The sequence below is a fragment of the Pseudomonas sp. ANT_J12 genome, from assembly GCF_008370045.1.
Taxonomy (GTDB): domain Bacteria; phylum Pseudomonadota; class Gammaproteobacteria; order Pseudomonadales; family Pseudomonadaceae; genus Aquipseudomonas.
Genome location: NZ_VOBN01000001.1, coordinates 261246 through 276507, shown reverse-complemented (window position 1 = coordinate 276507; position 15262 = coordinate 261246). Strand labels below are relative to the sequence as shown.

Annotated in this window: 11 protein-coding genes; all 11 read left to right on the top strand. The window is 61.7% G+C overall.

What is annotated here, in order from left to right; all coding sequences use genetic code 11:
- The first annotated feature begins 53 nt into the window (after positions 1-53).
- The 11 genes from FQ192_RS01365 to pseC all read left to right on the top strand — a co-directional run bounded on the left by FQ192_RS01365 (position 54) and on the right by pseC (position 15259).
- Positions 54-3650: a glycosyltransferase gene (locus tag FQ192_RS01365; RefSeq protein WP_149657048.1), complete on the top strand. Its 3597-nt coding sequence runs from the start codon at positions 54-56 to the stop codon at positions 3648-3650.
- Between the two features lie 306 nt (positions 3651-3956).
- Positions 3957-4730 (top strand): glucose-1-phosphate cytidylyltransferase, encoded by a 774-nt coding sequence (gene rfbF, locus FQ192_RS01360; protein ID WP_149657047.1) that lies wholly within the window; start codon positions 3957-3959, stop codon positions 4728-4730.
- The gene (rfbG, locus tag FQ192_RS01355) at positions 4712-5794 is read left to right on the top strand and encodes a CDP-glucose 4,6-dehydratase (protein ID WP_149657046.1); all 1083 of its coding nucleotides are present in this window, start codon (positions 4712-4714) and stop codon (positions 5792-5794) included. The genes rfbF and rfbG overlap by 19 nt, the downstream gene beginning before the upstream one ends.
- A complete protein-coding gene (locus tag FQ192_RS01350; RefSeq protein WP_149657045.1) occupies positions 5791-6351 on the top strand; it encodes a dTDP-4-dehydrorhamnose 3,5-epimerase family protein in 561 nt (186 codons plus the stop codon). Before rfbG ends, FQ192_RS01350 begins: the two co-directional genes overlap by 4 nt.
- A complete protein-coding gene (locus tag FQ192_RS01345; RefSeq protein WP_149657044.1) occupies positions 6348-7574 on the top strand; it encodes a class I SAM-dependent methyltransferase in 1227 nt (408 codons plus the stop codon). The genes FQ192_RS01350 and FQ192_RS01345 overlap by 4 nt, the downstream gene beginning before the upstream one ends.
- Positions 7571-8692 (top strand): DegT/DnrJ/EryC1/StrS aminotransferase family protein, encoded by a 1122-nt coding sequence (locus FQ192_RS01340; RefSeq protein WP_149657043.1) that lies wholly within the window; start codon positions 7571-7573, stop codon positions 8690-8692. Before FQ192_RS01345 ends, FQ192_RS01340 begins: the two co-directional genes overlap by 4 nt.
- A complete protein-coding gene (locus FQ192_RS01335; protein WP_133839160.1) occupies positions 8689-9354 on the top strand; it encodes a DapH/DapD/GlmU-related protein in 666 nt (221 codons plus the stop codon). Before FQ192_RS01340 ends, FQ192_RS01335 begins: the two co-directional genes overlap by 4 nt.
- Positions 9355-9382: 28 nt before the next feature.
- The gene (locus tag FQ192_RS01330; RefSeq protein WP_149657042.1) at positions 9383-10111 is read left to right on the top strand and encodes a cephalosporin hydroxylase family protein; all 729 of its coding nucleotides are present in this window, start codon (positions 9383-9385) and stop codon (positions 10109-10111) included.
- Between the two features lie 51 nt (positions 10112-10162).
- Positions 10163-13087 carry a TIGR00180 family glycosyltransferase gene (locus tag FQ192_RS01325; RefSeq protein ID WP_149657041.1) on the top strand — a complete coding sequence of 975 codons (2925 nt, stop codon included), beginning with the start codon at positions 10163-10165 and terminating at the stop codon, positions 13085-13087.
- Positions 13088-13100: 13 nt separating this feature from the next.
- Positions 13101-14102 carry a UDP-N-acetylglucosamine 4,6-dehydratase (inverting) gene (gene pseB / locus FQ192_RS01320; protein WP_149657040.1) on the top strand — a complete coding sequence of 334 codons (1002 nt, stop codon included), beginning with the start codon at positions 13101-13103 and terminating at the stop codon, positions 14100-14102.
- The gene (pseC, locus tag FQ192_RS01315) at positions 14099-15259 is read left to right on the top strand and encodes a UDP-4-amino-4,6-dideoxy-N-acetyl-beta-L-altrosamine transaminase (RefSeq protein ID WP_149657039.1); all 1161 of its coding nucleotides are present in this window, start codon (positions 14099-14101) and stop codon (positions 15257-15259) included. Before pseB ends, pseC begins: the two co-directional genes overlap by 4 nt.
- The last annotated feature ends 3 nt before the right edge of the window (positions 15260-15262 follow it).

Below are 15262 nucleotides of genomic sequence, written 5' to 3'. Positions count from 1 at the left end.
CGGTTTCAAGGGCTCGCTTTCCTGAGCGGGCTCGCACCGCCTGTGAGCCCGCCGTGAATTCACTCCCCCTTGTCAGCCTGGTCATTCCTGCCTTCAACCCGCGCTTCTTCGAACGGGCGTTGCGCAGTGCCATGAGCCAGAGCTACGGCAATCTCGAAATCATCGTCTGCGACGACAGTCGCGGTCATGAGATCGAGGACATTGTCACCTCGCTGAGCGAGCAGACCGGCGTGGCGGCGCGCTACGTGCGTAACCCGCGGACCCTGGGGCTGGTGGGTAACCTGGCGCAGTGTCTGGAGGAAGCGCAAGGCGAGTTCATCAAATTTCTGTGTGACGATGATCAGCTGTTCTCGACCTGTATCGAGCGTCAGGCCCACGTGCTCGCCCATCTTGAAGAGGTCAATCTGGTATTGGCCCAGCGCCTGTTCTGGGACGCGGATGATCTGGCCCTGCCTTCGCGGCTTGAAAACACGCCGCTGTCACCGTTGTGCGGCTTGTTCAAGGGCGAGGACCTGCTGGCGATTTTCGAGAACTTCCCGGTCAATATCCTTGGTGGTTTCAGCAATGCGCTGTTCCGTCGTCGCGATGTGCTGGAGTTGTTGCCAGCCCTGACCCAGGCGGGTCACTGCTTTGTCGCGAGCCTCGATTTTGCCTTGTATGTGTGCCTGCTGCGCCGTGGCAACGTCGTGGTCTCCAATCACGTGCTGAGTGTCGAACGCCTGTATCCAGAGCGCTTGAGTGGCCAGCAACCGATGAAGGATGCCCTGGAAGTCGAGCGCCAGTGGGTCTTGCAGATGCTCAAGGCGCGCAGCGGCGAATCGGCGCCGGCCCCCGGCTGGGTGCGCTACCTGCCACTGACCAAGGCCGACGAGTTGCCGCGTGTCTGGGAAGAGTTGCCCCTGAGCCGAACCCTGGGCACCAAGCAGAGCAATCAGGAGTGGCATGTCGGCGTCAACAGCGTCAGTTTTTCCGAGCTGTATGCGCAGTGGCTGTCCTGTCGTACCTTGACTGACGGGCAGCGCAAGCAGTTGCCGGATGCCCTGGCGAGTTGGCCGTACAACCCTAAAATCGTCCCGATCATTGTCGATAGCCTCGGCAGCCGCTCGGCCCTTGAGTTCACCTTGGAGTCGTTGGCTGCGCAGGATTACGCACCCGAACTGACCCTGGTGCTGTCCACCTCCTGCACCGAGGCTGAACTGGATGGGCGGGTGTTCCGCTTGCCACTGCAAGATGACTGGCAGCAGCAAGTCAATGATCTGCTGCCGCAACTCGACGGGGCTGACTGGTTCTATCTGCTGCGTGCGGGCGACCGTCTGATTCCGCCGGCCTTGCTGGCGATGGCGGAGCGAATTGCCCTCACGCCCGCGCTGACGTGCCTGTACAGCGACGAAGGCAGTTTGCTGCAGGGCGAGTCTGCCAGCCCGGCGTTCAAGCCCGACTTTAACCTGGACCTCATGCGCAGCTACCCCTACGTCGGCAGGGCCCTGGCGTTCGAGCGCGAAGGTTTCCTGGCCCTGGGCGGTTTTCATTCCAGTTACGGCGAGTTGGCCCCCCACGATGTGCTCTGGCGCATGGTCGAGCATAAAGGCCCGCAGGTGATCGGCCATGTGGCCGAGGTCTTGCTGGAATCGACGTTCGACCTGGCGAAGTGGCTGTCACTGCCCGAAGTGGTCGACACCAACCCGCTGGTGCTCGAAGCTCACCTGGATCGGCTGGGGATCGCCCATGGCATTCGCAGCGGTAGCTCGGCGCTGCTCAATCGGGTCGATTATCAGCATGTGGCTCGGCCGCTGGTATCGATCATCATCGTCTGCAAGGACCATGTCATGGCCTTGCAGCGCTGTATTGAAAGCCTGCTGGAAAAGACCCTCTACAGCGAATATGAACTGCTGCTGGTGGACAACGGCAGCGAGAGTGTCGAGGCTCGGGAATGGCTGGCCGGCATGGCGCAGCTGGGCGGTGAGCGGGTCCGTGTGCTCAGCTATCCGGCCCAGGGCAATGGCGCCGCAGTGCGCAACTTCGCCGTCGAACAGGCCCGGGGCGACTATGTCCTGCTGCTCAACCTTTACACGGTGATCGTCGACGGCGACTGGCTGAGTGAGCTGCTCAATCACGCGCAACGTCCGGAAGTCGGCGTGGTCGGTGCCAAGTTGTTCAACCCGGATGGTCGCGTGTTGCACGCCGGCCTGATCCTGGGTCTGCAAGGGCCCGCCGGTGTGCCGTTTCACGGTGAGCCGGTGCACGCGTCGGGGTACATGTACCGGTTGCAGGCCGCTCACGATTTAAGCGCGGTCGGCAGCGATTGCCTGATGATCCGCAAAAGCATTTTTGACGCGGTCGGTGGTCTGGACGAGCAGAACCTTGCGCTATCGCTCAGTGATGTCGACCTGTGCCTGCGTGTCGGTCGCGACGGTTACCTGGTGGTCTGGACGCCGTTTGCCCGATTGGCGTTCGGCGTCCAGCCGGCCGTGGCGGCGCAGGCCTCGGATGACGCGTTGCGCAGCCAGGAGCAGGAAGTGTTTTATAAGCGCTGGCTCCCCTTGGTTGCGCGGGATCCGGCCTATAACACCAACCTGGCATTGAACGGTCCGACCGGGACCAGTTTCAGTCTCGACCCGGGCCTGCGCAGCGGCTGGAGTCCATTTACCAAGCCCCAACTGCCACGGGTGCTGGCGGTGCCGGCCAACTCCTCTGCCATCGGTCACTACCGAGTGACCCAGCCCTTGATCGAGCTGGAAGCGGCGGGCAGGGCGCAAGGCTGCATCCACTACAACTTGCCATCGATTATTGAAATCGAGCGTCAGTCACCTGACGTGATCGTCTTGCAGGGGCGCTATTCCGAGGCCTCGATCAAAGAAATCCCGGCCCTGCAAAAGTACTCCAGTGCCCGCCGGATTTATGAGCTGGATGACTACGTCATCAATGTTCCACACCGCAACGCGCATATTCGCAACATGCCGGGCAAGGACGACATGGAAAAACTGGTCCGGCGGGCCATCGGCATGTGCGACCGCGTCGTGGTGTCGACCGAGCCGCTGGGTAATGCGCTGTCGGACATGCACCATGACATTCGCGTGGTCCCGAACATGCTCGCCAAGCACTTGTGGAGTGACCTGCGCAGTCAGCGCCGGACCTCTAAAAAACCTCGCGTCGGCTGGGGCGGCGGCACCAGTCACCACGGTGACCTGGCGATCATTGCCGATGTGGTGCGCGAACTGGCCAATGAAGTCGACTGGGTGTTCTTCGGCATGTGCCCGGATGACTTGCTGCCGTTCATGCATGAGTTCCACGGCGTGATCGCGCTGGATATCTACCCGGCCAAACTTGCCAGCCTGAACCTCGACCTGGCCCTGGCGCCCCTTGAATTCCACATCTTCAACGACTGCAAGAGCAACTTGCGCCTGCTGGAGTACGGCGCGTGCGGCTATCCGGTGATCTGCACCGATACCGAGGCCTATCGCGGTTACCTGCCGTGCACCCGGGTCAAGACCAACTCCACGGACGAATGGCTGCAAGCGATCCGCATGCACCTGGCCGACCCGGATGCCAGCTATCGCATGGGCGATGAGTTGCGCGAGGTGGTCCTGCGTGACTACGTGTTGCGTGGGGACAACCTGCGTTATTGGGAGAATGGCTGGCTGGCGGACTGATCGTTTTGCCGATGCCATTTCCAAAACAGGCGACTTTCGAGTCGCCTTTTTGTTGCCTGTGATATCGAGGTGCCCGACTCCCTCGCCACAGGTTGTTTATCGCCAATCCCTTCGCTTGCCTGACTGGCATTAGGCGATTGAAAGAGCTGGCGCGTTTCCTGCAAGTCCCCCTCCATATCGCCATAAAAAGAGCACTGGCGGCGTTGCCGGCGGTGCCAGGCGCGGCGTTCAGCGTTTTATCCAGATGGCCCGCCAACGCTTGATACAGCGTGGCCGGGCCCTGTGACGAACAAGAGGGGAAGAGGGATGAAGGCAGTTATTTTGGCGGGCGGACTGGGCACTCGCATCAGTGAAGAGTCGCACCTCAAACCCAAACCGATGATCGAGATCGGCGGCAAGCCAATTCTCTGGCACATCATGAAGCAGTACTCCGCCCACGGTATCCACGATTTTGTGATTTGCCTGGGTTACAAGGGCTACGCGATCAAGGACTTCTTCGCCAACTATTTCCTGCACACCTCTGACGTCACCTTCGACATGTGCAACAACCGCATGGATGTGCACCAAAACTACAGCGAGCCATGGCGCGTCACGCTGATTGATACTGGCGAAGACACCATGACGGGCGGCCGTTTGCGCCGCGCCCGGCGTTACGTCGAAGACGAGCAGGCCTTCTGTTTTACGTACGGCGACGGTGTCTCGGACCTGAATATCGGGGCCCTGGTGGACTTCCACCTTGAACACGGCAAGCTCGCGACCGTCACGGCCGTGCAACCCCCAGGCCGCTACGGTGCGCTGAATCGCGATGGCGACCGCGTCCTTGGCTTCACCGAAAAACCCCGGGGCGATGGTGGCTGGATCAATGGCGGCTTCTTTGTCCTGTCGCCCAAGGTCTTGCCCTTGATCGACGGCGACGACACGTCGTGGGAGTCGGGGCCGCTGGATGGCCTGGCCGAACGCGGTGAGTTGATGGCGTTCCAGCACGACGGCTTCTGGCAACCGATGGACACCCTGCGCGACAAGAACCACCTCGAAGCACTGTGGCAGAGCGGGGAGGCCCCATGGAAGCAATGGGACTGAGCCCGCAATTCTGGCGCGGCAAACGGGTGCTGGTCACCGGGCACACCGGTTTCAAGGGCAGTTGGCTGACGTTGTGGCTGCAAAGCCTGGGCGCCGAGGTCAGCGGATTTTCCCTCGATCCGTCGACCGAGCCGAGCCTGTTCGAACTGGCGCGCGTGCACGAAGGCATCAACGATCAGCGGGGCGACCTGCGTGACCTCGGCGCTTTGCTGGAACTGATCGCCGACACCGAGCCGGAGATTGTCTTGCACCTGGCGGCACAGCCGCTGGTGCGTGAAGGGTATCGCGACCCGTTGGGCACTTATTCCAGCAACGTCATGGGCACCCTGAACCTGCTCGAAGCGATCCGCCAGGTCGGCTGCGTCCGCGCCTGCGTGCTGGTGACGACCGACAAGGTCTACGCCAACAAGGAATGGCTGTGGCCGTACCGCGAAGACGAAGCCCTCGGTGGCCACGATCCCTACAGCAGCAGCAAGGCCTGCTGCGAATTGCTGGCGCAATCCTATGCCGCGTCGTTTTTCGCCGCCGAGCGTTATGAAGAACACGGTCTGGCCCTGGCCACGGCCCGCGCCGGCAACGTGTTGGGCGGTGGCGACTTTGCGCCGGAGCGACTGATCCCGGACGTGCTCAAGGCCTGGTCGGCCAACGAGCCGGTGACCCTGCGCTACCCGCAAGCCGTGCGCCCGTGGCAGCACGCGCTGGAGCCGCTGGCCGGTTACCTGCAACTGGCGGCCGGGCTTTACGAGAAAGGCCCGGACTACGCTGGTGCGTGGAACTTCGGCCCGAGCGAGGCGGACATGTGCAGCGTTGGCGAAGTGGTCGAACTGCTCGCCAGCCGCTGGCCGCAAGCCCGTGGCTTGCGCATCGAACCGAGTGATCTGCATGAAGCCGGCCTGTTGCGCCTCGACAGCAGCCGTGCCCGGCAACTGCTCGGCTGGCAGCCACGCTGGTCGTTGCAGCAATGCCTGACGCAGACCCTCGACTGGCATCTGGCGTGGCAAAACGGCGATGACATGCGCGGCGTCACGCTGAGCCAGTTGAACCTGTACCGAGGCGCACTGTGAGCGAGTTTTTACTGAAAGCATTGCCGCTGAACGGCTTGTTCAGCGTGCAGCACAAACGCTTTGAAGATGATCGCGGGCACTTCGCCCGGCTGTTCTGCGAGGGCAGCCTGAGCGCCTTCGGCCAGGCGTTTCATATCCGTCAGATCAACCATTCCTGCACCCGCGAGCGCGGCAGTGTGCGCGGCTTGCATTACCAGAATGCCGAGGCCCCGGAAGCCAAGTTGATCACTTGCCTGCGCGGTGAAGTCTGGGATGTGGCGGTGGACCTGCGCCCCGACTCCGAGACCTTCCTGCACTGGCACGCCGAACACCTGCGCGCCGGTGACGGTCGCAGCCTGTTGATCCCGGCCGGGTTCGCCCACGGGTTCCAGACCCTCACCGATGACGCCGAGTTGCTGTACCTGCACAGCGCCTACTACGCGCCGGCCCATGAGGGCGGTGTGTCGGTGAACGATCCACGGCTGGCGATTGCCTGGCCGTTGCCTGTCAATAATCTGTCAGCCCGGGACGCGAGCCATCCCGTGCTCGACGAACACTTCGCCGGAGTGCGTCTATGAACTGCCGTGGTTGCGCTGCGCCGCTGGCCTTGCCGCTGATCGACCTCGGCACCTCGCCGCCGTCCAATGCCTATGTACGCGCCGATCAATTGGAGCAGGCCGAGCAGTGGGTGCCGCTGAAAGTCGCGGTGTGCCAACAATGCTGGCTGGTACAAACCGAGGATTACACCAGCGCCGACAGCCTGTTCGACGCCGAATACGCCTATTTCAGTTCGTTCTCCAGTACCTGGCTGGCCCATGCCGAGCGCTATGTGGCGGAGATGGTCGAGCGCTTTGGCTTGACGGCTGACAGCCGCGTGGTGGAAATCGCCGCCAACGACGGTTACCTGTTGCAGTACGTCGCCGGGCGCGGCATTCCGTGCCTGGGTGTCGAGCCGACCCGCAGCACCGCGCAAGCGGCGCGGGAAAAAGGCCTGGAGATTCGTGAACTGTTCTTCGGTCGCGAGACGGCGTCGCAACTGGCCACGGAAGGCTGGTCCGCCGACCTGATGGCCGCCAATAACGTGCTGGCCCACGTCCCGGACATCAATGATTTCCTCGGCGGTTTTGCGACCCTGCTCAAACCGACCGGCGTGGCGACCTTCGAATTTCCGCAACTGCTGACGCTGATCGCCGGCCAGCAGTTCGACACGCTGTATCACGAGCACTATTCGTACCTGTCCCTGACGGCCGTGCAAACCTTGTGCGAGCGCAATGGCCTGGAAGTGTTCGATGTCAGCCAGCTGTCGACCCATGGCGGTTCGCTGCGGGTGTTCGTCCAGCGCGCCGATGGCCAGCGTCGCGAGGTCCAGCCTGCCGTTCAACGGCAGTTGCAGGCCGAACTCGCGGCGGGTGTGAAAACCCCCGAGTACTACGCGACCCTGGCGCCGGCGGCGGAGCGCATCAAGCACGAGCTGCTGCGCTTCCTGTTGCAGGCCAAGGCCGACGGTAAACGTGTCGTCGGCTATGGCGCCGCCGCCAAGGGCAACACCTTGCTCAACTACGCCGGGGTCAAGCCGGACCTGCTGGCCTGGGTCGCTGATGCCAACCCGCACAAGCAGGGCAAGTACCTGCCGGGCAGTCGCATTCCGATTGTCTCGCCCGAACGCATCGAGATCGAGAAACCCGACTACGTGCTGGTGTTGCCGTGGAACCTGCTGGATGAAATCACCCAGGCGTTTGCCGGCATTCGTGCCTGGGACGGTCGTTTTGTCATCGCCATTCCCGAGTTGATTATTCGATGAGCCGAATTCATTACACCAAACCGAGTGTCGGTGAGCTGGAAGCGCGTTACGCCCTCGATGCCGTGCAGAACGGTTGGGGCGAGCGCTGTTACGAATACCTGACCCGCTTCGAAAAAGCTTTCGCCGAGCACATGGGCTTGCCCTATGCGATTGCCACCTCCAGCTGCACCGGTGCCTTGCACATGGGCATGGCGGCACTGGGCGTCGGCGCGGGAGACGAAGTGATCCTGGCCAATACCAACTGGATCGCCTCGGCGGCACCAATCACGTACCTGGGCGCAACCCCGGTGTTCGTCGATGTGTTGCCCGACAGTTGGTGCCTGGACCCTGAGCAGGTGCGTCGCGCGATTACCCCGCGGACCAAAGCCATTCTCGCTGTGCATATCTACGGCAATTTGTGTGACATGGACGCACTGCTGGAGATCGGCAGGGAATTCGACCTGCCGGTGATCGAGGACGCCGCCGAAGCCATCGGCTCGCAATGGCGCGGCCGCCCGGCGGGCTCGCTGGGGGCGTTTGGTGCGTTTTCGTTTCATGGCACCAAGACCATGACCACCGGTGAGGGCGGGATTTTTGTCTGCTCGGACAAAGCCTTGTACGAGCGCGTCCTGACCCTGTCCAACCATGGCCGCGTCGCGGGCAGCACGCGTCAGTTCTGGCCGGATTTTGTCGGCTACAAGTACAAGATGAGCAACTTGCAGGCGGCGGTCGGCTGTGCGCAGATCGAGCGCGTCGAGGAGCTGATCGAGCGCAAGCGTGCGATCTTCGACAACTACGCCCAGGCGCTGGTCGGTTTGCCGGGTGTGTCGATGAACCCGCAGCCAGCGCATTCGCAAAACGGTTACTGGATGCCCACGGTGGTGTTCGATGAAACCACAGGGATCACCCGCGAAGACCTGATCGCGGCGTTCCAGGCCGCCAACATCGACGCCCGGGTGTTCTTCTGGCCGCTGTCGTCGTTGCCCATGTTCTGTGACGTACCTGTCAATACGCCGGTGGCCTTCGCGTTGCCTGGGCGTGCAATCAACCTGCCGAGCTATCACGACATGACGGACGCCGATCAGCGTCGGGTCATCGAGGTTGTGCGCGGTGTTCTCATGAGCAAGGGGAAATTGTGAAAGTCTATCTACTCGGTGCGGCCAACCCTGAATCGATCCGCATGATCCAGGCGGTCCAACGCGCAACGCCCAACCTCGAATTCGCGTTTCTGGACAACGACCCGGCCAAGCAAGGCACGTTGTACTACGGCGTGCCGGTGGTCGGTGGCCTGGACCGCGTCGCGGACCTCAAGGGTGACGACGTGCGTTTCGTCAACTTGATCACCGGCAGCACGACCACCCGTTATCAAACCACCTGCCAGATCGTTGAGGCCGGCGGGCTGCTGGGTAACTTCCTGCACCCCAACATCGACCTGACCATGACCCGCATCGGCCTGGGCAACTACCTGCAAGATGGCGTGATGCTGCAGGCCGAAGTATCCATTGGTGACAACAGCAGCATTCACATGGGCGCGTTGATCGGCCATGAAAGCCACATCGGCAACTCGGTGTTCATTGCCCATGGCGTGAGCGTTTCCGGTTGCTGCGAGATCGGTGACGGCACGTTCATCGGCACCAATGCGAGCATCTTGCCGCGCACCCGGATCGGCCGCTGGGCCACGATCGGCGCTGGCGCGGTGATCACCAAAGATGTTCCGGATTATGCGGTCGTCGTCGGCAACCCCGGCAAGGTCCTCAAATCCAACCCTGATTCCTTTCAAGACGGCCGGGTTTTCAAGTAACCGCCGCAGCCCATTTCTGGAGAGTGTGATGAATCCGCATGAACAGTTTCGTGAAGAAGTAAAAGACAACATCGAAGGCCTGCAACAAGACAAAGACCTGCAAGCCGCCTCGCAGGACTGGATCAGTACGACCGCCAAACACAAGTACACCTACAACTTCAGCTGGATGGGCCGCCCGATCATCCAGTTCCCCCAGGACATGGTCGCCATGCAGGAGATCATCTGGGAGCTGCGCCCGGACATCATCGTCGAAACCGGTATCGCCCACGGCGGTTCCCTGGTGTTCTACGCGTCGATTCTGGAGCTGATGGGCCATGGCGAAGTGCTGGGCATCGACATCGATATTCGCCAGCACAACCGTGAAGCGATCGAAGCGCACCCGATGTTCAAGCGAATCGACATGATCCAGGGCTCGAGCATCGATCCGGCCATCGTCGATCAGGTTCGCCAGCGCATCGAAGGCAAGAAAGTGCTGGTGGTGCTGGACTCCAACCACACCCACGAACACGTGCTCGAAGAACTGCGCGCCTACGCGCCGATGGTCTCGGTGGGCAGCTACTGCGTGGTGATGGACACCGTGGTTGAAGACATGCCGGAAGACGCGTTCCCGGACCGTCCATGGGGTAAGGGGGATAACCCGAAAACCGCCGTGTGGGCCTACCTGGAAGAAAACCGCGATTTCGAAATCGACCAGGCCATTCACAGCAAATTGCTGATCACCGTCGCGCCGGATGGCTACCTGCGTCGCGTACGTTAATCAACAACATCGTCGGGTTTTTTCGGCTAACGGCCGGTTGTGGGGACATTTATGCAAGGCAAGAACAATTCTGAACACGGGCTGGCGCTCAACGAACAGTTGACCGTGGTGCTGATCTCTCACGAACGCCCGGCCTTTCTGCGGCGGGCGGTACGTTTTTACAGCAGCTTGCCCTGCAGGATTCTCGTACTGGACTCCTCGGCCCAGGCCCATCCAGCCATGGCGGGTCAATTCCCGAACGTGGACTATCAGCACCTGCCGCAGTTCGGTTACTGGGGGATTCGCGCGAAGTTGGCGTATGGCGTCGAGCAAGTGACCACACCGTTCATGGTGTTCGCCGCCGACGATGACTTCCATGTGCATGACGCGTTGTACGAAGCCACCGAATTCATGATGGCCAACCCCGACTACGCCTTGTGCCATGGCTACAGCATGATGTACCTGGCGCTGGCCAATGGCGTCAGTTACTACCGGCGCGACAAGAAAGTCTGTGAAGATTATTCGGCGGAATGTGCCCAGGCCCGCACCCGGGATTACATGGAGCAATACCTCCCGCCGTTCTATGCCGTGCAGCGCACCGCGCTGCTGCATGATTGGTATCAAGTCCTGCCGGAGCAAACCAGCTTCCAGTGGCAGGAAGTCGGCCATACGTATTACATGCTGGCACGTGGCAAGGCGCGCATTCTGCCAATCCCCTATGTCGTGCGTGAAATCAACTACGAGCACTCCGACCACAAGACCGAGATTTTCCACTCGCTGGCCTATACCGACGCCAAATCGGTCGCCGAGCGCGAAGACTTCGCCGGTTTCCTGGCCGGGCTGACCACGCAAGTGGGTGATCCGGACCCAGAGCAGGGGGCGCAGGTCGTGCTCCAAACCTTCGCGGCGATGGCCGATGGCCTGCGAAAGGGGCGTGCACTGACGGCCGAATTGATCATCGAGTCCGCATGGACGAGTGCCGAGCCAGGTCCTCAGCGTCGTTTCGGGCCCAAGCAGTACGTCGAAATGCCGTTTTACAATCAGGCGTTTTTCGATCAGTTGACGCACTTCGAATTCCTGATGCACGCCATGCCGGCCGGTCGCGTCCAGTTGCAAGGCCTGGAAGGTGTGTGGACACAGCAGGAACACTTGCTGCGCGCGCGCAACAACGATACGCCGGAAAGTGTGGTCGACCGGTTGTGGATGGCCCATGACTGCAATGCGTTCAACCGCACCGTGGTCAAACGCCTGGCGGCGCAACTGGGGCTGCTGGGCGAGGAGGAGGACGCGCAAACCCTGCGTGACTGGCTCGCTCGCCTCGAGGCCGTATCGGTCGATACGCAACAAGCGGCCTTCGACAAGATGCAGTCCGGCCGCCTGCTCAAATGGCTGGCGCCGCGACAGCCCGATGCCGAGCAGTCCGAGTCAATTGCCCGGCACCTGGCCGCGAACGATGGCGGCCCGCAGTTCGGCATCTTTGTGCTCGACCTCGACAACAACATCGACCAGGTGCAAGTCACCCTCGACAGCCTGGTCGAGGGGCATGGCAAAGCCTTCAAAATCGTGGTCTTCACCACCGGTGAACCGCCAGCGGCGACCACCGGGCACAACACATTGCACTTTGTCCGGGTCACCCAGGGCAACTTTGTCGACAAGCTCAACCAGAGCGCCCGGCAGTCGGCATGCGACTGGCTGTTGCTGGCGCAAGCGGGTGACGAGTTCACCGCTGGCGGGCTGTTGCGCGCCAGTCTGGAGCTGATGGCGGCGACCGATGTGCGAGCGGTCGCCACCGACGAAATCCAGCGAATGGCCAATGGTGCGCTGGTGGATGTGTTCCGCCCTGGCTTCAACCTTGACCTGCTGCAAAGCCTGCCGGCGCTGATGGCGCGGCACTGGCTGATTCGTCGGGACGTGCTGCTTGAGGTCGGTGGTTACGAAGCCGATTTCAGCAAGGCGCTGGAATTCGACGTGCTGCTGCGCATCATTGAACAGGGCGGTCTCGGCGGTCTGGCGCATCTGGACGAGCCGTTGCTGATCACCCAGGCACCCGCGCTGGAAGAAAACCCGCATGAGCGTCAGGCGTTGCTGCGACACCTGGGCAATCGTGGCTACAAGGCCAAGATCACGTCGTCGGTGCCGGGCACCTATCAGATCGATTACCGCCATACCGAACGGCCGCTGGTCTCGATCATTGTGCCTGCCGGGGATGATCTGCCTGAGTTGCAACGCTGCCTGGAAGGCGTGTTGCTCAGAACCCGATACACCCGCTATGAAATGCTCATCGCGGCCAACCCGAATCAGTCGGCGGCCGTCAACGATTGGCTGGGCACGCTGCAGAACGCCAAGGTGCGGGTCCTGTTTGCGGATCAACCCTTGAGCGACGCGGCCGCGTGCAACGCCGCCAGTCAGCAGGCTCAGGGCGAGTACCTGGTGCTGTTGGCCGCTGACGCTGAAGTGGTCAACCCGAACTGGATCGAGTCGTTGCTCAACCATGCCCAGCGTCCGGAAGTCGGTATCGTCGGTGCCAAGTTGATTGATCGTGAGCGCAAGATCGCCCAGGCCGGTCTGATTCTGGGCTTGAACGGCGGTGTCGGTTCGGCCTTTGTCGGGGAAGAATACGACGCCAGCGTCTACATGCAGCGACTGGTGGTGGAGCAGAACTACTCCGCCGTCTCAAAGGTGTGCCTGATGGTGCGCAAAGACCTGTTCGACGCCTTGGGCGGTCTGGACGACGTGACCTTCGGCGACGGTTTCAGTGATGTCGATTTGTGCCTCAAGGCCGGGCAGGCGGGTTATCTCACCGTGTGGACGCCGCTGGTCCAGGTGATTCATTCGGGCGACCTGTCGCAGGCGCCGCAGGCCCTGAGTGCGTTGCGTGAAAAATGGTCCGCCCACTTCACTCAGGACTCGGCCTACAACGCCAACCTGGCCTTGACTGGCAAAGGCTTCGCCCTGGGCGAAAGCACTCCGATCGACTGGGCGCAGTTGCTCGTCTAAAAGGATTCACGGCATGTTCAACGGTAAATCGATTTTCATCTCGGGCGGCACCGGTTCGTTCGGGCGCAATTTCATCCGCCGCTTGCTGGAGCAATACCAGCCCAAGCGGGTGGTGGTGTTCTCCCGCGACGAGCTCAAGCAGTACGAGATGCAGCAGACGTTCAACGCACCCTGCATGCGCTACTTCCTCGGTGATGTGCGCGATGCCGAGCGTTTGCGCCAGGCCATGCGCGGCATCGATTACGTGGTGCATGCCGCAGCCCTCAAGCAAGTGCCGGCCGCCGAATACAACCCGACCGAATGCATTCGGACCAACGTCAACGGCGCGGAAAACATCATTGCCGCCGCCATCGACAACGGCGTCAAGCAAGTGGTCGCGCTGTCCACCGACAAGGCGGCCAGCCCGATCAACCTGTACGGTGCGACCAAGTTGCTGTCGGACAAACTGTTCGTGGCCGCCAACAACATTGCCGGCGAGCAACAGACCCGGTTTGCCGTGGTGCGCTACGGCAACGTGGCCGGCTCGCGGGGCTCGGTGGTGCCGTTTTTCAGCAAGCTGATCAACGAAGGCGCCACCGAACTTCCGATCACCGACGAGCGCATGACGCGCTTCTGGATCACCCTCGACCACGGTGTGCAGTTCGTGCTCGACAGCTTTGCCCGGATGCACGGCGGTGAAGTGTTCGTGCCCAAGATCCCGTCGATTCGCATCGTCGATCTGGCGCTGGGCATGGCCGAGCACTTGCCGCACAAACACGTGGGGATTCGTCCGGGGGAAAAACTCCATGAACTGATGGTGCCGCTGGACGATGCACGGATGACCCTGGAGTTCGCCGATCACTACACCATCCAGCCGTCGATCCGCTTCACCAGCGTCGACGTGGATTTTGCCGTGGACAAACTGGGCGAGCAGGGCAAACCGGTGAGCGAAGACTTCGAGTACCGCTCCGACACCAACCCGCATTACCTCACGGTCAGCCAGATCGCCGATCTGCACGCGGAGCTGCCGGCATGATTCCCTATGGTCGGCAAAGCCTGGATCAGAGCGACATCGACGCGGTGGTCGCGGTGTTGCAGTCCGACTGGCTGACCCAGGGCCCGACCGTCGAGCGCTTCGAACAGGCCATGGCCGAGCGTTGCCAGGCCGATTTCGCGGTGGCGGTGTGTAACGCCACGGCGGCGTTGCACATCGCTTGCCTGGCGGCGGGGCTTGGGCCGGGCGATCGGTTGTGGACCACGCCCAATACCTTTTTGGCGTCGGCCAATTGCGGCCGTTATTGCGGCGCCGAGGTGGACTTCGTCGACATCGACCCGCTGACCTGGAACCTCGACGCCTATGCCCTGAAAGCCAGACTGGAAGTGGCGCAGGATAACGGCACGCTGCCCAAAGTGCTGGTGGCGGTGGCGTTCTCCGGGCAGAGCTGCGACATGCGGATGATCGCCGCACTGGCCGAGCGTTACGGCTTCACGGTCATTGAAGACGCCTCCCACGCGGTCGGCGCCGCCTATGCCGGGCGACCGGTGGGCTGCGGTGAATTTGCGGCAATGACGGTGTTCAGTTTTCATCCGGTGAAAATCATCACCAGCGCCGAAGGTGGCATGGTCCTGACCAATCGCCAGGACCTCGCCGAGCGCCTGCAACGCTTGCGCAGCCACGGCATGACCCGAGACCCGGCGCAGATGACCGAACCCAGCCACGGCCCCTGGTATTACCAGCAAGTGGAGCTGGGCTTCAATTACCGGATCACCGATTTGCAAGCGGCCCTTGGGCTGTCGCAACTCAACAGACTCGATGACTTTATCGAGCGTCGGCGGGAACTGGCCGCGCGTTACGACCGCTTGCTGGCGTACTTGCCGTTGACCTTGCCGAGCGCCCAACCCGAGGCCGAATCGGCGTGGCACCTGTATGTGGTGCGCTTGCAGCTGGATCGCATCAGCCTGAGCCATCGGCAGGTCTTCGAAGGGTTGCGAGCGGCGGGGATCGGCGTAAACCTGCACTACATTCCGGTGCATTTGCAGCCCTACTACCGTGATCTGGGGTTTGCTGAAGGCGATTTTCCTGAAGCGGAACGTTACTACGCCGAGGCCATCAGCCTGCCGCTGTTTCCGTTGCTCAGCGATGAACAACAGGACTACGTGGTCGAGCAACTGCGACGATTGACCGAACAATGACCT